General features: G+C 39.2%; 21 protein-coding genes. 8 read left to right on the forward strand and 13 right to left on the reverse strand.

What is annotated here, in order from left to right; all coding sequences use genetic code 11:
• Positions 1 to 607 precede the first annotated feature (607 nt).
• Complete coding sequence (locus BUC12_RS05120; protein ID WP_062176025.1) at positions 608 to 3001, forward strand: transglycosylase domain-containing protein; 2394 nt, start codon at positions 608 to 610, stop codon at positions 2999 to 3001.
• Between the two features lie 296 nt (positions 3002 to 3297).
• Positions 3298 to 4335: an aspartate--ammonia ligase gene (gene asnA / locus BUC12_RS05125; protein ID WP_062176022.1), complete on the forward strand. Its 1038-nt coding sequence runs from the start codon at positions 3298 to 3300 to the stop codon at positions 4333 to 4335.
• An 88-nt stretch (positions 4336 to 4423) separates the two neighbouring features.
• Here the strand turns inward: asnA and BUC12_RS05130 are convergent, their stop codons facing one another.
• Positions 4424 to 5341, reverse strand: a complete 918-nt coding sequence (locus tag BUC12_RS05130; RefSeq protein ID WP_394333927.1) for a DUF362 domain-containing protein — start codon at positions 5339 to 5341, stop codon at positions 4424 to 4426.
• A gap of 90 nt (positions 5342 to 5431) precedes the next feature.
• Positions 5432 to 7345: a TonB-dependent receptor gene (locus BUC12_RS05135; protein ID WP_062176017.1), complete on the reverse strand. Its 1914-nt coding sequence runs from the start codon at positions 7343 to 7345 to the stop codon at positions 5432 to 5434.
• A 390-nt stretch (positions 7346 to 7735) separates the two neighbouring features.
• Between BUC12_RS05135 and BUC12_RS05140 the strand changes: the two genes are divergently transcribed.
• Positions 7736 to 8509 (forward strand): class I SAM-dependent methyltransferase, encoded by a 774-nt coding sequence (locus BUC12_RS05140; protein WP_062176014.1) that lies wholly within the window; start codon positions 7736 to 7738, stop codon positions 8507 to 8509.
• 79 nt (positions 8510 to 8588) lie between these two features.
• Here BUC12_RS05140 and BUC12_RS05145 read toward each other — a convergent pair whose 3' ends face one another.
• Both BUC12_RS05145 and BUC12_RS05150 read right to left on the reverse strand, forming a co-directional pair.
• Entirely contained in the window at positions 8589 to 9527 is a 939-nt protein-coding gene (locus tag BUC12_RS05145; RefSeq protein ID WP_062176012.1) for a YeiH family protein, read from the reverse strand.
• An 81-nt stretch (positions 9528 to 9608) separates the two neighbouring features.
• Positions 9609 to 10514, reverse strand: coding sequence for a LysR family transcriptional regulator (locus BUC12_RS05150; RefSeq protein ID WP_062176009.1), 906 nt, complete (start codon positions 10512 to 10514; stop codon positions 9609 to 9611).
• 118 nt (positions 10515 to 10632) lie between these two features.
• Between BUC12_RS05150 and BUC12_RS05155 the strand changes: the two genes are divergently transcribed.
• Positions 10633 to 10959 (forward strand): DMT family transporter, encoded by a 327-nt coding sequence (locus BUC12_RS05155; protein ID WP_062176004.1) that lies wholly within the window; start codon positions 10633 to 10635, stop codon positions 10957 to 10959.
• Between the two features lie 151 nt (positions 10960 to 11110).
• Here the strand turns inward: BUC12_RS05155 and tpx are convergent, their stop codons facing one another.
• From tpx to BUC12_RS05190, 7 genes are all read right to left on the reverse strand, one after another.
• Positions 11111 to 11611 carry a thiol peroxidase gene (tpx, locus tag BUC12_RS19800; protein ID WP_062176001.1) on the reverse strand — a complete coding sequence of 167 codons (501 nt, stop codon included), beginning with the start codon at positions 11609 to 11611 and terminating at the stop codon, positions 11111 to 11113.
• A 42-nt stretch (positions 11612 to 11653) separates the two neighbouring features.
• Positions 11654 to 12289, reverse strand: coding sequence for an NAD(P)H-dependent oxidoreductase (locus BUC12_RS19805; protein ID WP_062175997.1), 636 nt, complete (start codon positions 12287 to 12289; stop codon positions 11654 to 11656).
• A 7-nt stretch (positions 12290 to 12296) separates the two neighbouring features.
• On the reverse strand, positions 12297 to 12749 hold the full coding sequence (locus BUC12_RS05170) for a MarR family winged helix-turn-helix transcriptional regulator (RefSeq protein ID WP_062175994.1): 453 nt from the start codon (positions 12747 to 12749) through the stop codon (positions 12297 to 12299).
• Between the two features lie 148 nt (positions 12750 to 12897).
• On the reverse strand, positions 12898 to 13731 hold the full coding sequence (locus tag BUC12_RS05175; RefSeq protein ID WP_062175991.1) for a hypothetical protein: 834 nt from the start codon (positions 13729 to 13731) through the stop codon (positions 12898 to 12900).
• 32 nt (positions 13732 to 13763) lie between these two features.
• A complete protein-coding gene (locus BUC12_RS05180) occupies positions 13764 to 14426 on the reverse strand; it encodes a GNAT family N-acetyltransferase (RefSeq protein WP_087880231.1) in 663 nt (220 codons plus the stop codon).
• Positions 14401 to 15489 carry a hypothetical protein gene (locus BUC12_RS05185; protein ID WP_139262007.1) on the reverse strand — a complete coding sequence of 363 codons (1089 nt, stop codon included), beginning with the start codon at positions 15487 to 15489 and terminating at the stop codon, positions 14401 to 14403. Before BUC12_RS05185 ends, BUC12_RS05180 begins: the two co-directional genes overlap by 26 nt.
• A 160-nt stretch (positions 15490 to 15649) precedes the next feature.
• Positions 15650 to 16126 (reverse strand): helix-turn-helix domain-containing protein, encoded by a 477-nt coding sequence (locus tag BUC12_RS05190; protein WP_062175984.1) that lies wholly within the window; start codon positions 16124 to 16126, stop codon positions 15650 to 15652.
• Between the two features lie 179 nt (positions 16127 to 16305).
• Here BUC12_RS05190 and BUC12_RS05195 point away from each other — a divergent pair, with 179 nt between their 5' ends.
• The 4 genes from BUC12_RS05195 to BUC12_RS05210 all read left to right on the forward strand — a co-directional run bounded on the left by BUC12_RS05195 (position 16306) and on the right by BUC12_RS05210 (position 19557).
• Complete coding sequence (locus BUC12_RS05195) at positions 16306 to 16665, forward strand: hypothetical protein (protein ID WP_062175983.1); 360 nt, start codon at positions 16306 to 16308, stop codon at positions 16663 to 16665.
• A 180-nt stretch (positions 16666 to 16845) separates the two neighbouring features.
• A complete protein-coding gene (locus BUC12_RS19995) occupies positions 16846 to 16986 on the forward strand; it encodes a hypothetical protein (protein ID WP_157257473.1) in 141 nt (46 codons plus the stop codon).
• A gap of 147 nt (positions 16987 to 17133) precedes the next feature.
• Complete coding sequence (locus BUC12_RS05205) at positions 17134 to 17628, forward strand: 3'-5' exonuclease (protein ID WP_062175977.1); 495 nt, start codon at positions 17134 to 17136, stop codon at positions 17626 to 17628.
• Positions 17629 to 17958: 330 nt separating this feature from the next.
• Entirely contained in the window at positions 17959 to 19557 is a 1599-nt protein-coding gene (locus BUC12_RS05210; protein ID WP_062175974.1) for an ABC-F family ATP-binding cassette domain-containing protein, read from the forward strand.
• Here BUC12_RS05210 and BUC12_RS05215 read toward each other — a convergent pair.
• Entirely contained in the window at positions 19549 to 19902 is a 354-nt protein-coding gene (locus BUC12_RS05215; RefSeq protein ID WP_062175971.1) for a DUF779 domain-containing protein, read from the reverse strand. The two genes, BUC12_RS05210 and BUC12_RS05215, sit on opposite strands and share 9 nt — an antisense overlap.
• 56 nt (positions 19903 to 19958) lie before the next feature.
• On the reverse strand, positions 19959 to 21464 hold the full coding sequence (locus tag BUC12_RS05220) for an aldehyde dehydrogenase family protein (RefSeq protein WP_062175967.1): 1506 nt from the start codon (positions 21462 to 21464) through the stop codon (positions 19959 to 19961).
• Positions 21465 to 21976: the final 512 nt, after the last annotated feature.

The raw sequence follows: 21976 nt of genomic DNA on the forward strand, positions 1-21976 counted from the left end.
AAGCAGAGCCTTATCCCTACAGGATATCTTTGAATAGAACCTTTGTATCTTTCTGTCTTTGCGTTAAAAATATCCGGTAAATCTCGAAAATAAAGCAGCAAAGTGCACACACTGCACCCTGCTGCATAGATTAGTTGGCGTATCGGCAAGCTGTTTTCCGAAATAGTATTCGAACGACAACAAAACAACAATGATTCTACCGGACACAGTTTGCCCGGCCAACTTATAATTTGGAAATGGATATATACGACAAAATAAGCGAAGACACAAAAAAACGCCCCGTCATTTTGACACAATAAGAAATTTTGTTTAGTTAACGCCCTGTGATGCGTCTCTCTCTCTCTCTCTCTCTCTCTCTCTCTCTAATATTTCAGCACACAAACACAAATCCAAATTGTTAAAATTCAGATTATTATTGATGTTTTTATGTGTAAATACAGAAGTCATTCCAAGCCTTTAAGAAGTCTATTAATACGGCAAATATAAAGATATTTTAATATATCCCAAAGACAAATATTCTAAATACAAAAAGAAAGTTTATACATATGAATTTCTGACAACGAAAATCACTACATTTACAGCCTCATTTTATACCGCTTAATAAAGCATGGATACTTCTTATTTACAAGTTATTAAAACACAAGCGACAAAGGTTATCCACATCGCTGCCGGCAAAATTAAACAATGGTTTGAAGCATACAAAACCTACTATAAGAAATCGGCATGGTACAAAAAGACAGGTGTTATTATCGCTACCTCGATTGTTCTTTTTATCACTTATCTTTTTCTTGTCGATATAAACTTTTTGTGGTTATTCGGCAAGTCTCCCGGATATTCGGATGTAAGTGCCCCTATGCAGAATGTCGCATCCGAAATATACACTGCTGACGGTAAATTACTGGGTAAATATTACAAAGAGAACAGGATACCTGTTACCTCAGAAGAAATATCGCCTATATTGAAAGAAACTCTTATATCAACCGAGGATATACGGTTCTATCAGCATTTTGGTATAGATATTAAAGGGATTTTTGCAGCAACTAAAGACATGATCCAAGGCAATGCACGTGGAGCAAGTACCATAACTCAACAGTTGGCCAAAAACATGTTCAAAGTACGATCTCAATATTCCACCGGGTTACTGGGATATATTCCTGGCGTAAAGATGCTGATCATGAAATCGAAAGAATGGATTCTGGCATTAAAACTGGAAACATTTTATTCGAAAGACGAAATTCTGACCATGTATTTCAACACTGTCGATTTCGGCAGTAATACCTACGGCATAAAAACAGCCTCTAAAAATTACTTCGATACTACCCCGAAAGACATAACTATCGAGCAGGCGGCAACACTTGTAGGATTGCTTAAAGCCACAACGACTTACAATCCGAGACTAAATCCAGAAGCGAGTTTGATACGGCGCAATATCGTCTTATCCAATTTACAGGAAGCCGGGCATATAACCAAAGCTGAATTTGATTCGATAAAACAAATCCCGATCAAACTACATCAATCAAGAGAAAAAAACGAAAAAAGTTTTGCTCCTTATTTCCGGGCAGCGGTAGCCGAGTCGCTCGAAAACTGGTGTAAGGAAAATGATATAGACCTGTATTCCGATGGACTGAAAATATACACAACTCTTGACTCACATATGCAAGAATATGCCGAATCGGCTGTAGATAAGCAAATGCGTATTGTTCAGAGAAACTTCAACAGTCAATGGGGAAAAGAAAATCCGTGGCAAGACGAAAACCGGAAAGAGTTACCGATGTTTATCGAAACGTTGGCGAAACGAACTTCTATGTATAAAGATCTGGAAGAGAAGTTCTCTGGCAATCAGGATTCCATAGACTTTTACATGAACCAACCGCGCAAAATAAAAGTCTTCGATTACGATACAGGTTCGGTCGAAATGGAAATAAGCGCCATGGATTCCATCCGCTACATGCAACGCTTTATGCATACCGGATTTCTGGCGATGGAACCCCAGACCGGATTTGTTAAAGCTTGGGTAGGAGATATCAATTTCGACTCATGGCAATACGACAAAGTAGAGTCGAAACGCCAGCCGGGATCTACATTCAAGTTATTTGTATATACCGAAGCCATGAATCAGGGATTATCGCCCTGCGATATTCGTGTCGACCGTTATGTAGACTGGGAACTGACGAAAAACGGCAGTATTGAAAAATGGGTTCCCCACAATGCCGACGGAGCCTATTCAGGTGACACGATGTCATTAAAAGCTGCATTTGCCCGTTCAGTAAATAGTATTGCAGTAGAAGTAGCCAAAGAGGCCGGAATCAAAAATATCATACGAACAGCTCATGCGATGGGTATAAAAACGGAGCTTGAAGAAACTCCATCCCTTTCGCTGGGAGCATCTGATGTTTCGTTGCTCGAATTGATCAACTCTTACTGTACCGTTATCAATGAAGGGATGGCACATGACCCTGTACTCGTCACTCGTATAGAAGACCGGAACGGAAAAATCCTATTTCAATATAATAAAACTCAGGTTCAAGCACTTTCATACGAAACAGCCTTCCTCATGACCGAAATGCTAAAGTCGGGCATGACTGAACCGGGAGGAACTACCCGTGCACTTTGGGGATTTAACCTATTTAATTACAATACCGAATTCGGAGGAAAAACAGGAACATCATCCAATCATTCCGATGCATGGTTTGTAGGTGTCACTCCCAAGTTAGTAGCAGGAGCATGGGTTGGTGGTGAGCACAGAAGCATCCATTTCAAAACAGGAGCATTTGGTCAGGGCAGTCGTACCGCTTTACCCATTTTCGGGTATTTTATGGAAAAAGTATTAGCTGATAAAAACCTTACTTCATACAGGGCTAAATTCCCTGCACCAAAGAAACCCATCAACCGGAACTATCAGTGCCAATCGGTATATAAAGCCCATAACGATTCTACCGAAGTTTCGACAGACAGCCTGAATATAGAAACCGAAGAAATACCGGAGGTTATAGAAGAATAATAAGTACGAATACAATCAACCAACAAGACATATCATTCAACCTTTTAAGAACTTCAGGATAGAACAAATCATTCTATCCTGAAGTTTTTTTAATAAACAGATAATAATAAACCCTATTTTTCTACGTTATCCTATTTTGCATCAATATTGCAAAACGAGCGTATTAACAGAAAATTACTTAAAAGAGAGGCTTTATATGATCATATTGATAATATTTTAGCAGAAAATGTTTTCAATATAACATTTTAAAAATTACCTTTGTAACAATACTCTTAAAATGACATTAAAATATAGCCATGAGTTATTTAATTGAACCAAAGCAATACACACCTATACTTGATCTCCAGCAAACGGAAATGGGGATCAAACAAATAAAAGACTTTTTCCAGCAAAACCTATCTGCCGAACTCCGGTTAAGACGGGTTACAGCTCCTCTTTTCGTACTCAAAGGAATGGGGATTAATGATGACTTAAACGGAGTAGAACGTGCTGTTACCTTCCCTATCAGAGACATGGGGGACGAGCGTGCCGAAATCGTACATTCTCTGGCTAAATGGAAAAGACTTACACTTGCCGACTATCACATTCCGGAAGGCTATGGTATTTACACTGATATGAATGCTATCAGAGCCGACGAAGAATTGGGCAACCTACATTCCCTCTATGTAGATCAATGGGACTGGGAAATGGTTATGTCTCCGGAAGACAGGAATCTTGATTTCCTTAAAGAAATTGTAAACCGTATTTATGCTGCTATGGTCAGAACAGAATACATGGTTTACGAAATGTTTCCTTCTATCCCTCCTATCCTACCCAAAGAAATTACATTCATCCATTCGGAAGAATTACTTCAACTATATCCCGGACTAAACGATAAAGAAAGGGAAAATAAAATTGCAGAAAAATACGGAGCTGTGTTTATCATCGGCATCGGTGGAGTACTTAGCAATGGCGAACGCCATGATGGACGGGCTCCCGACTATGATGACTGGACAAGCAAGTCGGAAAACGGTTATAACGGACTGAATGGCGACCTTCTTGTATGGAATCCTATTTTAGGAAAAGCGCTGGAATTATCATCTATGGGCATCCGTGTCAACAAAGAAGTACTGCTCAGACAACTGGAGATAAGCGGACAGGAAGACCGTGTAAACCTGTACTTCCATAAACGATTGATCAACGGAGAATTACCTCAATCTATAGGCGGAGGTATAGGACAATCCCGCTTATGTATGTTCTACCTGCGCAAAGCACATATCGGAGAAATACAAGCCGGAATCTGGCCATGTGAGATGCGACAAAAAGCAGCCGAACTCGGAATTGTTTTAATTTAAAGAAAAGTCTCAATATTTAAATACAAAAATAGCCGGAAGAATTTTAATTTTCTTCCGGCTATTTTTATATACTAGAGCCTGAACTTACTTAATCGAGACTAACCAGTTCATACTTCTGGCTACCCAACCCTATAGATTCTCCATACACAAGTGTATGTATCCCGTTTTTAGATTCCATACGTTCAATCAAATGGATTTTACCATGATCATTCGATGCATAAACCTGATCTACACAAGCTTTATCCAAAGCAACGGGATCCAGTGAAGCCAAAATACCAACATCTCCCATTTCCGGATTAGCCGGATTAGAATCACAGTCACAATCTACCGATAGATTATTCATCACACTGATATATATAATCTTGTCACCGGCATAGTCTGCAACGGCCTTAGCCGCTTCTGCCATAGATTCCAGAAAATCATCCTGAGCAGGACTACCCCAGCTTGTAGTACTGGCACCTGCAGAATGTATCAATACTTTACCTTTGGATGAAGCAATACCTATAGACATATTTTTCACTGCACCACCAAATCCTCCCATAGCATGTCCTTTGAAATGCGAAAGATTTACTATAAAATCATAATTCTTAATATGCGAACCTACAATATCTCTTGTCAAATGTTTTCCTCCTTCGATTGGCAATTCTATCTCTCCTTCCGAATCCAGAATATCAACAGGAGCAAGTGCTAAAAAACCATGATCTTCTGCTGCCTTAAGATGTAACTCCGTAGTAGCACGGTTACCTCCATAAGCTGTATTGGCATCGATAAAAGTACCATTCACCAGACGTACAAAATCGCCAACCAGTTCGGGCTTCAAGTAATTGTGCCCTCCGGGTTCACCCATACTCAATTTGATAGCTACTTTTCCGGTAGCTTCACGTCCAAGTGCCTTATAAATACGGATCAAACTCTCCGGCGAAATTTCTTTTGTCATATATACTTTCGGCACATCTTCGTTCGTTTTCTTATTCTGCGAAGAACAACCGAGAGAGACAATCAGCATACAAGACATAATCATTGAAACGATTAAACTTTTTTTCATAACAATCCTCCTTTTTATTGATTATATATATTTGAGCTAAGAACTTATTCTTTAAAATTTTACAGAAACACCACCAAACACTGTTGCTCCGGGCATAGGATATCCTGTATACATCTGATAATTCTGATCCAACAGATTCTCTCCACGGGCAAAAAGATCGCACCACTTAGCAACCTTATAAGAAACACGGACATTCCACAAAAGGAAAGAATCTTTCTCGCCCGAAGTACCTGCTACAAGATCGGGAGCCTCCGTTACCAGATCATTTACATATTGTAATCCAGTAGAAAACAGCCATTTTTTCATAGAATAATCCACTCCTGCAAATATTTTATGTTTCGGAGCCGCTGCAATTTCATGTTCCATATGAAGATAACTATAATTCGCATTAATATTCAGACGGGGTGTGATATAATAGTTCGCCGAAACCTCCAACCCGTAATTTTCCAATTCTCCGGTATTCATATACTGCCAGCCTGCGCTGTTTTCTGCGGGAGCGGCTACAATACTGTTATTCCCCTTTATATAATAAAGATTCAATTCCAAAGCGAGCCGTCTGTTTAGTAAATGCTGGTTCAACGAGACTTCGTAATTCATCAAATCCTCAGGTTTCAGATCCGGATTCTTTGGTCCCCACATATACAGTTCTCGCATTGTCGGGTTGCGATACCCTTTACTGACAATCCCCTTAATAGTAGTATTAGGCGCAGCAAAGTAACTCAGTCCTATTTGAGGAATCCATTCGTTTCCGGCAACCGTATGATGATCAAACCTAATACCAGCATTCACCATCAGTTTGTCCCACAACATCTGCTGAAAATTTACATATCCGGCATAATCACTCATATATTCTCTTGCGATCTTACTATCGGGATTATCATTAACGTACGAAGTCCATGCATGCCCTCCATAACGCTGATAATCGAAGCCAATCGTGGTTTGGTTTCCCTGCCATAAGCTATAGTTCTGGAACATCATTAGCCCGAACATCCAGTCTGTCGAATTGAAACGCGATTCACGCGGAGTACCACCCTCACGGTAACCATCGTTTATATAATGATCTCCAAAGTTGTAGAATAACTTAACTGCTCCCGAAGTACGGTCGTAATTATTTGTCAAAGAAAAAGATGTAACTCCGCGCAAGATATCCATATCATTATCGAACATAGGCACATCAACAGTTCCCGGATTAGAACTATATGACTTTGACAAATCAAGATCGACAAAGCTTTTCCAGTTGGGAGTTAAATCATATCCGACTTTGGCATAACCGCTATATTGCTCAAAATCCATATTGTCACGGTGCCCGTCAGACCGGTTATATCCGAGCGAAAGCACACTGTTGAATTTCCCATAACGGGCCATATTAGTAGCTTCTGCCGAAAGTGTGTTGTATGAACCATACATCAGCCGGGCTTGTGTGCGAACTCCCTCATCCTGTTGTTTTTTGGTCAAGATATTGATAACGCCTCCCATAGCATTCGACCCGTAAAGAACCGAAGCTGGCCCCCGTACGACTTCAACTCTTTCTGCCATAAGGGTTTGATAAGTATCATTCAACGGATGGCTAAAGATACCCATAAACTGAGGATGTCCGTCGATAAGCATCAGCAATTGAGAACCGGTACCTCCTACCCCGCGCATACTCATTGCACCTGCAGCACCTGTAGAAGCACCATACCCCATAACGCTACGGGAAGTGATAAACAAGCTCGGTACACGCTCTACCAAAATAGGAAGAACCGACTGATCTTGCCTGTTTTCGAGTTGAGTTTCTGTTACTACGCTTACACTCATCGGGAGATTATTCGAGGTAACGGATGTACGAGTTCCGGTCACCACAACCTCATCGATACCAATAGTATCGCGAATCGAAATATCCGGCAAAACCGGTTGGGCAAATGTCCCTAATGATAAAAACAGTAATACACTCAATAGAAATAGACCTTTGAATATTCTCTTCATCCTAATTATGTTTATTCCAAAAATGGTTCGTTTTAACTTGTTATTCCGTTTTGTGTATGCAAAGAAACAGAAAATTCACATAGTAGATTTTTCTTACAGGCTCAAAAGGTTTTGTTATAAGGCTCACCAAGTAATACGATTCTATAAAAATAACAGGTATATCTCATTTTTATGTATCTTTGCAACAATAAAATCATTGGATGTTTAAATTTAAGAAGGATTTGGTGAAGTAAATAACCTTTTAAGTGCTTTCGCTTAAGGTTATCCCTCCGTTACTCGGGCATATTCTTGCCAGAGTTATTCTTGCATTATATTTTAGTATTTACATCGGGGCTTTTACAAGAAAGTGATATTTCCTTGTACCGAACCTCAATAATAAATTTGAACATCATGAGTAATGAAAATAAATCGATCCACGAATTCGACTTTAATTTAATTTGCGAATACTATTCAAGCGTCGAACGCCAAGGTCCCGGAAGTCCGGAAACGACCATTAAAGCACTAAGTTTTATCGACAACCTGACAAGCAAATCGCATATTGCAGACCTTGGTTGCGGAACAGGCGGACAAACAATAGTATTGGCTCAGCATCTTCAAGGTGAAATTACAGGAGTGGACTTATTCCCCGACTTTATCAATCAATTTAATGACAATGCCAGACTCCTGAATCTTCAGGACAGAGTAAAAGGAATTACCGGGTCAATGGATAATCTGCCTTTTGCTGAAGAAGAATTTGACCTTATCTGGTCTGAAGGAGCTATCTATAATATCGGTTTCGAGCGCGGATTAAGAGAATGGCACAAATACCTCAAAACGGGAGGATATGTTGCAGTATCAGAAGTATCGTGGTTTACCAACGAACGGCCATCCGAGATCAATAATTTCTGGAATGATGCTTACCCCGAAATCAATACCATTCCGAATAAAGTAACTCAGATGCAAAATGCAGGTTATATTCCGGTTTCGGTCTTTATTATTCCCGAAACTTGCTGGACAGAAAACTTTTACGCACCACAGGTTTTCGCTCAGGAAAATTTTCTAAAAAAATATCCGGATAACGAAACAGTGAAAGATTTTATTGAAAACCAACGTCACGAAGAACGGTTATACAATAAGTATAAAGAGTTTTATGGATATGTATTTTATATAGGAAAGAAAATCTGAATATGGTAAACACCAAATAGAGAAAGAGCCTGTTTTTATGAATTAAACAGGCTCTTTCATTTTATAGATTATATTATTTTTAGAATCCGGTATTGAGAATTACAAGTAATGAAAGTACCGAAATAAACACCCACAAAATAATACCCTGCAATAGTGGTTTAAAACCTATTTTTTTCAATGCCTCTTTAGTCAATCCGGCACCTATGAGAAATAAAGTCAATGTCAATCCGCGTTTCGAAAGCCATACTATATACGGACTGATTGCCTGTATCGGAGTAAAGTAAGTATTGATAAGCATAGCCACCACATAAAGAAATATAAAGTAGGGTATAGAAATCTTACTTCCGCTTTTCTTATAGAACAGAGCTGTAACCAAAGAAAGAGGAATAATCCATAATGCCCTTTCGAGCTTTACTGTTGTTGCTATATGTAAAGCTACATCCCCATATCTTTGCGAAGCGCCCACGACCGAACTGGTATCATGTATTGCAATGGCAGCCCAAAGCCCGAATTGCTCTTGTGTCATCTCAAGCAAATGCCCGAGAACAGGAAAGATAAAAAGAGCAATAGAATTAAGGACAAAAATAATACTTAAGGAAATGGATGTTTCTTCTTCCTTTGCATCTACTATAGGTGTCATTGCTGCAATAGCACTACCTCCGCAAATAGCGGTACCCGAAGATATAAGGACACTGGTATTTTTCTCTGTCTTGAAGATCTTCCCCAAGAGTAATCCGAAAAGCAACGTCAGGATAATAGAAGACGCGGTAAACAACAATCCGGTTTTACCGACTTCAAGCGCCTCCTGAAAGTTCATACCAAATCCCAATCCGACGACTGCAGCCTGTAACAAAAACTTGGTTGCTTTGGACGTTTTTTTCCTAAAAGGGTTGCCTATCGTAAATGACAAGATAAAACCGGCAAGCAACGCCAGAGGCGGTTGTACAAAAGGGAAAAGGCACAGTACTGCGACTATGATGAATATACTTTTTTTCAGGGTTTCGTTTTTTGTCTGCATAATCTAAATCAAATAGGATACAATTCTTTTTTCTGCGGACAAAGGTCAGATAAAAAACGTGCAGTTGTATATTTTAAATAATTATAGGCTATTACTTCTAGTTATGGTCTTAGATGCAAAATCCATAAAAAGATCAGAAAGGCTTTGTTGTTGCCCATGCAATTGAACAAAGTCGAATGTGCGGACAACCTCAAAATCCGTGATATCGATAATTTTATATTCTCCGTTTTTCAACTCTTTACTGATTGCATTTATCGATATAAGTCCTAATGTATCAGAATATCGAAGATAAGATTTTATCCCCTCGGTACTGCCCAGATGCATTACAATATTCAGGTCGCGAAGGCTTATATTGTGTTCATGCAACTTATCCACAATTACATCAAGGCTACCCGAACCTTGTTCGCGCAACACTACCGGAATGGATCTCAACTCATCTAACGTTATCTCATCTTTCTCTGACAAAGGCTTCGAAGTATGAGCTATTGCCACAATCTCGTCTTTGATAAACGGTGTGTATTTCAACTGACTATTCTTCGATTTCCCCTCAACCAATCCCATATCGATCTCTTTTGCAGCCAATAAAGCTTCAATCTTCTTGGTATTGTCATTAATCAGAGTGATATGTATATCGGGATATTCTTGATTGAACCGCGCCAGAACTGCAGGCAAGATATACTGCCCGATAGTAGTACTTGCTCCAAGCCTGAGTTGTCCGGAATACTTATCACTAAGGCTCGACAACTGATAAGTCAATTTACGGTCGAGTTCGAATATTTGTTTTGTGTAATCGAGTAATATCTCTCCTGCTTCGGTCAGATACACCTTTCCTTTAATACGGTCAAATAACCGGGCGTTGAGTTCCGTCTCCAGTTCCTTAATATTCTTTGTAACAGCAGGCTGGGTAATAAACAACTCTTCGGCCGCCTGTGTAAAATTCAGGTGTGAAGCAACCGAATGAAATACTTTTAATCGAAAATTAGACATTCTTTTTCTAAATAATGACTCTAAAATTAGTGATTAATATTCACTTTTTATCATTTGTAAAAAACTGTCTCTTTTTAAATCACGATCTTTGTTTCGTTAAAAAGAATTTTCAGCATTTATGAATTGGATTATTTTGGTTATAGCCGGACTCTTTGAAGTCGGATTTACATTTAGCTTAGGAAAAGCGAAAGAAGTTGGAGGCAACGCCTCTTACCTATGGTATACAATATTTGTGATTTGCCTCTTTGCCAGTATGGGGTTGTTGATACATGCGATTAAAACCATCCCCATTGGAACAGCTTATGCTATATGGACAGGCATCGGTGCTGTAGGAACAGTATTACTCGGAATCATAATATTTAAAGAGCCTGCCGATTTCTGGAGGCTGTTTTTCGCAACCACGCTGGTATGTTCGGTAATCGGGCTTAAGTTTGTTTCTCATTAATATCAGGAACAGTTATCTATCTTATACACCAAGGAACCGGATCAATGATCCGGTTCCTCTCGTATATAGGCAGATAGTAGATAACTAAACAAAATTAAATATAGAAGTCTGCACTGTATATTATATCTTAACCTAAAAAGGAATGATGCCTTTATTTTACTGCTGCAAGAGCTGCGCTGTAGTTCGGTTCATCTGCAATTTCAGGAACAAGTTCTGTATAAGCCACTTTACCCTCAGCATTGATAACTACTACAGTACGAGCCAAAAGTCCTTTCAAAGGACCATCAGCCATAAGTACTCCGTAAGCTTTAGCAAATTCAGGATTTCTGAATACCGAAGCAGGATGTACATTATCGATACCTTCTGTGGTACAGAAACGTCCGGCAGCAAAAGGTAGGTCGGCAGAAATAGCCAGGATCACAGTTCCGGGAATGCTTGCAGCTTCTTTGTTGAAACGGCGAACCGATGCAGCACAAGTACCTGTATCGATACTAGGGAAAATATTCAGGATTACTGTTTTACCTTTCAGGTCTTTCAATGTTACTTCTGACAAATCGCTTTTTACCAAAGTGAAATCCGGTGCTACTGATCCTACCGCAGGAATTTGACCGTCTACATTAACTTTACTTCCTTTAAATGTAACTGTTGACATAATTGTAATTTTTTTAAGTTGTTATTACTTGTATTGTATAGTTTATTCTATCGTGATAAGAAATTCAGATAGAGGATGTCTTACTTTTTTCTGGTTAACAAGCCAGTCATTCGTTTCGTCTCTATAGCCCAAGGGTAACATAGTAACACTTTTCAAGCCTTTAGAGTTCAAACCCAGAAGCTGATCTAAAGCAGCATTATCAAAACCCTCCATAGGTGTAGCATCCACTTTAAGCTCGGCAGCCATAGCTATGGCATATGCGAAAGCAATATAAGACTGACGCGCAATATGGTCGAAGTTTTCCGATGCCGGACGGTTCAGGTATGCAGCCTTCAACCGGTCGGTGTATGCTTTATATCTGTCGGGAGCCTGTCCGCGTTCTTTGGTTGTAATACCATAGATGTGGTCGATACGCTCTTCGGTATAATTATCCCATCCTGCGAAAACCAAAAGGTGAGAACAGTCGGCTACTTGTTGTTGGTCGAATGCTATACCGACTATTTTTTCTTTTAATTCCTGATTGGTTATTACCAGCAATTTATAAGGCTGTAATCCCGATGAAGTAGGAGCCAAATGTGCTGCCTCAACTATCTGGGCTACGAGCTTTTCATCTACTTTCTTCGACGGGTCGAATTTTTTTGTGGCATACCGCCAGCGGGATTGTTCTAATATACTCATTTTCTTTTTATTTATCTGATGAATCGTATTTACATTTTGTCGCAGAGTCTATCATTTTGTTGAGTTGATTCTTGAGTTGCGATAGCTGCTCGTCGTCAGCTTGTAATCCTTCTTTAATTTTGGAGGGAATATCGGTTGCTTTTTCTTTCAGCTGCATTCCTTTTGGAGTGATAACGATATTGACAATCCGTTCATCGGTTTCAGACCGTTTTCTGTTTATCAATCCGCAAGCCTCCATTCTCTTTAACAGAGGAGTAAGGGTGCCGCTATCTAAAAAAAGCATTTCCCCGAGTTCTTTTACCGTTCTCGACTTGTATTCCCAAAGCACCATCATAACCAAGTATTGAGGATAAGTTAAACCCAGCTTATCGAGGTGCGGACGATACAATGCTGTTATCTGTCTGGATAATGCATATATCGGGAAACATACCTGATTTTCGAGTTTTAAATAATCAATCATTACTTTTTCTATTTTGGTTTCACAAAATTAGATTGCGCACAACCAAAATAAAAATATTTAGTGTTAATATTTACTAACAGAAAAACAAAACACTCAGGACTATCTGTTCCGAGCACAAATAATATCCTATAATATAGCGATATACATATTACCTTTCAGACAACGGTGACCCTCCTTTATACACCCACGTACCATTCTTTTTTTCATAGATTTCATTCAATTCCTGACAGTCCCAACAGAGGGTTACCATAAAATCTACTCTGGCAAGATCAAGATTCTTATTAAAATATACCTTTTTCACAAAAGGGAGAGATTCTATAAACCAGTTTCCGCTATCCCTAAAAGCATTGATAGGTGTTCTTTCACCCAGAAGGTCTTTGAGCCTTTTCAGTTTGCGGGCAGTTTTTCCGGGCAAAGCTGAAGCCACCCATTCATCATATTTCTCTGCTAAAACATTTTCTACCCCGTATTTATATTCTTCGGTTGCATAAAGCACTTCACTATCCGGTAAACCTGTAGGAGGTCTGAAATTCTCTATATATTGTATAATAACCGTTTCGTCTTTCATCCCTTTCCCTATATCATCTTGCTCTAAAGACCTCGACGGAAGCACTGTATAGATCATGAAATTCTGTACAACAAAGTATCGGGGATTACCTTCTTTTCCAACAATACCATATATGCGGTTCAGATTGTCATCTGCATAAATATCTTTATACAATTGATACACTTCTTTCATTCCGTCATTCTGCCCGATATATTCAGCTGAATTAGGCTCTATAGTGCGGTTCCATTCTTTATAGAAAGCCTCTACACTATCAGCTGGAACAGAATCGTTGGCTATTGCCCGGATTTTTTCGTAAACTCCGGCTGTCGTATATTTAGGGATATAAGAATCCTCCACTTCTTTTTCCTGTTTAGCAGAACAGGACGATAAAGAAATCAGTAATAAAGCGATAAGTATTGTTTTCAGTTTTTCCATAAATTCAAAGTGTAAGCAGTCCCTAAAAATAGCTAAGAAAAAACATATTTCATATTGTAATTATAATATTCAGCACCACCGAAACGGATTTCGCCTTCGTCGACCAGTTCAAAGCCAAGTCGTGAATAAAAAGAAACATTTTCGGGCAATTGGGTAGTCAGCCCCAGTAAATCCGATTTACGTACGATCTGTTGTAATTCGTCGAGACAACGACCGATAGCAAAAGAACCGACTCCCCTGCCCCGATATTCGTCTTTCACAACCACCATCGACAGGTAATAGTATGAATCTGTTCCGATAGAATCGGTCAGAACCTTTTTATTATAGTCTCCCAAACGCATCATTTTAAGCAAAGTAGAAAATCCGAATTTAAAAATAAATGCAGGAATCCCAAGTTGCAGATAATCGCGCAACCCGTTTTTCTTACTATCGGGAGGAACAAGTGTGAATGTACCTATAATATCGCCGGTTTGGCTGTCTTTAATCACTCTTGTCAATACTTCGTGGCAATTAAGCAAATACAGGCTTGTGCGGAAAAGCCAGTCCAACCCTTCCCGTAAATGCGACTTTTTGAAAATAGAAGCATACGCCGGATTTGTTTCGAAAGCATCAGTCTGCATACCGGCTACTTTATCCAAATCGGACATTTGCATTTTCTCTATAGAGAAATTATTTATTATCAAAGAAGTATTCATAGTTATCTAACTTATTGTAAAACTGCCGGAAAACTGACTCCTTTTTATCCTTTACATTCCCATCCATATCATACTCAATCCGGTTTAGCAAACCATTATCTGCATCGAAAAACACTTCCTGTACTTTCACCCCATTGTCTGAATATCTGACATAATTAATGAGTATTCCTTTATCGTAAAGTACCTCATAAATTAAGTTTCCGTTTAATAAACAAACCTTTATAATTCCGTCCGGCATCCCATCCTTATACTGATAATGCATCTTTTGGGTTAAGTCTTCCGACATCTCTGCTCTCTCACCATTGTGACCATCCAGAGCTTTTTTTATCAGATTCCTGATAGCTTCTCTATCCGATTCCTTGTATTGAATCTGGGTAGGATAAAGAGGGGTACCCCCATACGATATAACCCCTTGAAAATCGCGAAACTCACGCACACGCATACGCATAAACATATCTCCCTCAAACGAATAAGCATTATTACTCCACCCGGAATTGTATAACCGGATAAATTCTTTTGATTCCTCTTCGCTCAATAACACAGGCGGAATATGAAGAGAAGGGAAAACATTCTGAAAATTAAAGATAGAGCTGATTTCTACCCGCTCATTTTCTATTAATTCAACATTATTGAACTCTGTATTATACTTAAAGAAAAGTTCTTTTATTTGGTTTATATCACCAACAGACAGCTTTCCTTCCGGCCGGAAAATACCGTAAGGCTTACCATCCGGATATTGAATCAGAAATTCATCTTTGCATATACCTCCACTATTTATCCTTAACCTCATTTCGCGTTTATCGGGATGGGTTATTGTAATAAAATAACTGTGTACATAATAATGATATCCGTGCGAGTTTAACACATATTGCTCAATAGTTGCTTCGTGGTTTTTCCTGTTTTCTACCCAGTCGTGGGCAGAAAAAATATCAATCAGGATTTTGGTATCCTCTTCCGACAACAGGTGAGACGTCTTGGCTTGCAGATATACTGTATATTCCGATTTATCTTTAACCTTAAAGAAACCGGACTTTTTCCAATCCGAATTTGAAAATAGTGTCATAAGAGCAGATAAAAGCATACAAATAGTCATACAATTTCAGGTATTAACAGAGGTGTTGTTGTATTAAATAGAGACATACCCGGGTTTTATTCCATAAGAAGAAGAGGAAAACATTCCTTTTATTATGAATAAAGCCTTCCTGTGACGGAAGGCTTTATGTTTATTTTTTGATATTTCCCCTCAGCTCTTCTACTTGCTTTAGCAAGTCGTCAACTTGTTTTTCGAAGCGTTGTATTTGCTTGTCTTTTTCGTCTATCAGTTTGTTGTAAAGGTCTTTTATATCGTCTATCGGGTAGTTGTAATTATTTTGTTCTTCGACATTTTGTTGAGTAACAACATCCTTTGAGCCTTCAGCTGAAGTATTGGTAATTTCATTATCATGCAAGGTTAAGTTATGCATATTAATTGCCTCATCCATATTATAGCTCTTCAAGAAATCGACTGGAATTACTAAAGAAGCAGCAATCTGTTCCAGAATAATATCATCGACAGTTTCTTTGGATTCTATTTCCGAAATCTGTTTCTGGCTCATCCCCAGATTAAAGGCTAACGTCTCTTGACTTACCCCTTTCCAGTTCCTACCCAATCTTATATTACGTCCGTGATGTATAATTTTCTTGTTTGCAGTTGCTTCCATATGTTATTCTGTTAAAATAAAACCTTGTTAAAGATAGTATATTTTATCCGAAAATACAGGATTAAATTATTTATCGGTTTGCAAATATATTCATTGTCAGCGGTATAAAATATCCTTTTACAGTAATATTTTATGCTCTGCATCTTACATATATTTGTATAGACAAATCGTGCAAAACTATGTTTGCTTATTCAGATAAAAATAAACAACACAACAACCGGTCGATGGACGAATCATTCAATAGGCTTAGGCAATGGATGTCTGAGGAGGAGATCGAGAGCTATACCGATCCCGAATGTGAATTGACCGACTTACTCGGCCTGCTCTTATCACGCCATAAACATACACGCGGATTGATAGAATCTCTGCAAAAAACCGTGGACCCTGCCTTTGCAAAAAAACTGTCATGTATCGACGAAAGTATACAGGTAAACCATTTCTTTTATCAATCGGCCTTGGTACAATTTCACGCAGGCCACAAAGAGTACACTCGTAATATCTGTCTCCTGATGAATGCCATTCAGAAAAACAGCCGCTGACACATCAACCCTATGATCGTGGGTATGCCAAAGAAGCATATAAAGCTGACTTATCGTCGAACATATTCGAAAAAATAGTTATTCAGTTCAATCAATAGTAAAAACAGACACTATTTCATTTTGCAAAACCCACATTACTGAGGGTTTTGCTTTTTTTAGTATACATATCTGAAACAGAATATGTATTTTTATCTTGTTATTATAAATGTAGAGACTGCGCGCATCACAGATGCTTGCATATCTGCCGTCAGGCTTCCGGCATTTATCTCGCAGACGGGGCACCCATTCGGTGCAGGCGGTGTAAAACGGGATGTTGTTTGAGCCGGAGGCGAGTTTTATCCCGTTTAACCGGCAAACCATTAATGGGTCGGCGAGGGATGTAGCCTTGATCTTTTGCTTCGTTTTGTATCAAGACAAAATGAAGAACAAGCCTAAAGGCGCGTTAGTAAAAAATAATCAAAAACACCCATGTTACGAGATTTTGCAGCTATAGATTTTGAGACAGCCAACGAACAATTATCCAGTGTTTGCAGTGTCGGAATAGTGATCGTAAGGAACGGTACTATCGATGAACGCTTTTACAGCCTTATCCAACCCGAACCAAATTATTACAGCCTGCAAAATACAAATGCACATGGCATAACGTACGAAGATACAGCGAAAGAAGCAGTATTCCCTTTGGTATGGACACAAGCCGAACCGTTGATCAGAGACCTGCCATTTGTCGCCCACAACAAAGGTTTTGACGAAGCCTGCCTAAAAGCCGTTTTCAAAACCTACCAGATGGATTATCCCGATTACCGCTTTTATTGCACATTAGCCGAATCGCGCCGTCAGTTGAAATATCTGCCCAATCATCAACTACATACCGTAGCAGCCGACTGCGGCTATGTCCTGACCAACCATCACCATGCTTTGGCCGATGCAGAGGCTTGTGCTGAAATAGCATTGCAGTTGCTGTAGTCTGTTATCCATCTGATACAGGCTTTTTTAGGAGATTAAATTTGGAGAATTCACCGGAATAACCCTATCTTTGCATCAGTATTCACTTAAATCCGTAAAAATGTACAGATAAGAAACCTCCACTACATAAATTGGGTTTCATCTTTCAATAACCAGTTATTGAATTTAATATCCTCACTTGGATATTAGTCTGTCATTTATATCAAATAATTTTGTAGAGGAACGGTTCTTTTCGGCATTTATGATGTTGACGTGTCCGTCCTGTATCCAGACTTTTTTGAGGCTCAATTTGATAATCAAATTTTTAAACAATCAAAAGGAAATTGAGCTATGACAAAAATAGTAGACATACAAAACTTTACCTATGAACACCCCGACAGGGAGGTTCTTTTCAGGAACATCAATTTACAGATTGTCGAAGGGCAGAAAATCGCCCTGATAGGAAGAAACGGAACAGGAAAAACAACCCTGTTACGGGCCATAACCGATTATGAGAAATATCCCGAAATAAAAACCGGGGCTGAGCCTTACAATATACCCCAACATGTCGATGTATATAACAGTTGGACAATAGCCCGTATTCTGGGAATCGAAGACAAACTCTGTGCATTGAACGCTATTAGCGCAGGTGACACTTCTCAGGAGAATTTCGATATTCTGGATGATGACTGGGACATAGAGAATAAAGCTATCTCCGTTTTATCATACTGGGATATGGAGCAAATAAGCCTCAACTCTAAAATGGAAGAATTGAGCGGCGGCGAGAAAATAAAAATATTCCTTTCGGGCATAACGCTGCATCAGCCAAAGTTCGTTATTCTGGATGAGCCAACCAATCATCTCGACTATGCTGCAAGAGAGACATTATATGCATGGATAAAAAACACTACGGCTACATTACTGATAGTGAGTCACGACAGGTATTTGCTCAACCTACTGACAGACATGTATGAACTGACCGAAAAAGGCATAAATTTTTATCCGGGTAATTATGATGCCTACGAAGATCAGAAAGAAGCAGAACAAGACGCCCTACTGAAACAACTGGATTCGCAAAGACAGGAACTAAAGAAGGCCAAGAAGATACAACAGGCCGTTGTTGAACGCAGGCAGAAAATAGAATCGAGAGGCAAAGGGCAGACTGCAAAGAAGTCTATACCGCGGATTGTAGCCAATGCAAGAAAAGGTGCAGCAGAACAAACTTCATCCAATCTGGCAGACAAGCACAGCAAAAAAATAGCAGGGATAGGACAGTCGATACAACAACTGAAAGAAGGCATCGATAATACTCAGAATCTAAGATTCAGCGTAGCAGATTCACAGTTGCATAAAGGGAAGATACTGGCAGAAGCAATCGCAATAAATTATTCTTATAACGAGGATAAGATATGGGAAACAAACTTAAGCTTCACCATAACCAGTGGTAACAGAATTCAGCTTAAAGGTAGAAACGGATCGGGAAAATCAACACTTATCAAACTGATAACAAGGCAGTATCAGACCACAGAGGGTATACTTAAACTGGCAGACTTCGATTTTCTGTACCTCGATCAGTCTTATTCATTGATCAACGATTCTAAAACTGTTTATGAGCAGGCACAACAATACAACAACGATATGCCGGAAAGTGAAGTAAAAAGATTCCTAACACATTCTCAGTTCTTTTCCGACACTTGGGACAAGCCCTGTTCGGTACTGAGTGGCGGTGAGAAAATGAAGTTATCTCTGTGTTTTCTTGTAATAGCCAATAAAGCACCCGATATGCTGATTCTGGATGAGCCAACCAATAATCTGGATATAAGCAGCATGGAAGTATTAATCAAAGCCGTAAAAGATTATTCGGGTAGCCTAGTTGTTGTGAGCCACGATAAGTATTTCACAGATCAGGTAGGATTAGAAAACGAGATCGATCTGGATGTCTTATTGTAACATTTTTAGTTCGTCTTCGGAGAAAAGCCTCGAACGGATAACGAATGATTTTTCATAGTCACTTTCGAGGGAAAAACCTCCGTAAGCACTATCTACGACATCGAGAGTTAACTGGCTGTACCGCCAGTATTCAAATACATCTTTGTCCATATAGTAAGGAAATCCCTCGATTGTGGCGAATAAGACATCTTTACTTTTTTCATAAAAATCGCCCTTTGCCATACAAATGGGACGGGAGCCTTCGCAGCATCCACCCGACTGATAAAAGACAAGATCACCAAATTCGTCCGTCAAACGGCGAATAACTTCTTTCGACTGATCTGTTGTGATAATACGTTCTACCATATTATTTATTAGAAAAACGGGTTCACAGACTATTTGTCTGTGAACCCGTTATATGATTAGAAGAATCCCAGTTTATTCTTGTTATAAGATATCAGCATATTCTTAGCCTGACTATAATGGTCGAGCATCATTTTGTGATTTTCGCGACCGATTCCCGATTGCTTATATCCTCCGAAAGGTGCTCCTGCCGGATAAGCATGATATTGGTTTATCCACACACGCCCTGCCTGTATTGCTCTCGGCACCTGATATATTTCGTGTGCATCTCTTGTCCAAAGCCCTGCGCCCAAACCGTATATCGTATCGTTAGCAATAGCGATAGCTTCTGCCGTATCTTTGAAAGTCGTAACAGACAGTACCGGGCCGAATATCTCTTCCTGGAAAATACGCATCTTGTTATTCCCTTTGAACAGAGTCGGCTGAATATAGAAACCGCCTTCGAGGTCACCGCCCAAATGCTGAACATCACCACCAATGAGTAGCTCGGCTCCTTCTTCCTTACCTATATTTATGTAATTCAGTATTGTTTCTTTCTGGGCTTTCGAAACCTGAGCACCCATCATCGTGGTTTTATCCAGAGGATTACCCATTTTAATCGCTTTCACACGCTCCAATACACGGGGCATAAACTTGTCATAAATATCTTCGTGAACCAACAGGCGTGACGGGCAGGTACATATCTCCCCTTGATTCAAAGCAAACAATACAGCACCTTCGATTGCCTTATCGAAATATTCATCGTCAGCGTCGGCTACCGATTTCATAAATACATTAGGAGACTTACCTCCCAATTCGAGAGTAACAGGGATAATATTTTCGGTAGCATATTGCATTACCTGACGCCCCACTGCGGTAGAACCAGTAAAGGCTGCTTTAGCAACTCGTGGCGAAGTCACCAGAGGTTTACCCAGCTTAGCACCCGAACCATTGATAACATTCACTACTCCCGGAGGCAGAATATTTCCGATTATCTCCATTAGTACCATAATAGATATCGGAGTATCGAACGCAGGTTTCAAAACTACAGTGTTTCCTGCAGCCAATGCCGGAGCCAGTTTCCAGCAAGCCATTAATAAAGGAAAATTCCACGGAATAATCTGGGCTATTACGCCAATCGGTTCACGCACTATAATAGATACTGTATCGGCATCGAGCTCTGCGATAGAACCTTCTTCAGCACGAATAACACTTGCAAAGTACCTGAAATGGTCAATAGCCAATGGCACATCTGCCAATAAAGTTTCACGAACCGCTTTCCCGTTATCAACGGTCTCTACGGCAGCAATATACTCCAGATTGGCTTCCATTGCATCCGCCACTTTATTAAGGATAATACTACGTTGAGCAGGTGAAGTTTTGCTCCATGTTTCAAATGCTTTATGAGCCGCGTCTAAAGCAAGATCAATGTCTTCGACTGTTGATTTACTTGTTTTTGTGAATACTTTCCCGTCAATAGGAGAAATCACATCTCCATATTCTCCTTTTACCGGAGGGACAAATTTTCCACCGATAAAGTTATCATACAACGATTTGAATTGTGGTTTTTGTATTAAGTTATCCATGATATATTTATTTAAAATGGTTATATATAAATATACAAAACTTTGTACTGACTGTCGTTTTCAAGTTTGTTTCCAATCGATTATATCCGGGAACTGTTATTTCCCGGATATAATTCTACCTAATTTAAACTATTCTTTTATAGCTACTTCGTGCTTATCCGCTTCACTAAAAAAGGTTGCTCCTGATTAACTATTGATTATATCTATGTTAAAACAAATCCGGGAATCTTTTTGTTTGGTCTGGATTTTATTACTCCACAGGTTTAATATACTTCGAATACAAACCTTCCGAAAATTTGCATTATTTAACATTTATCGAGGGTTACAACTTATTCTTTTTTTACTTTCCTTTGCACCCAGATTTCATACAGAGATCTTTTTTATTTATGCAAATACTATTCTACAAGAAGTTCTGGTCTATCAAGAAAAATTATCAAAAACTGCTTCTTCGCATTGGCTGGTAAGCTGATTTTTTTTAGTCAGTAATACGACAACATCACAATTTTTTCATT

The organism is Indolivaga macrotermitis (genome assembly GCF_900128985.1).
Classification (GTDB): Bacteria; Bacteroidota; Bacteroidia; order Bacteroidales; family Dysgonomonadaceae; genus Dysgonomonas_A; species Dysgonomonas_A macrotermitis.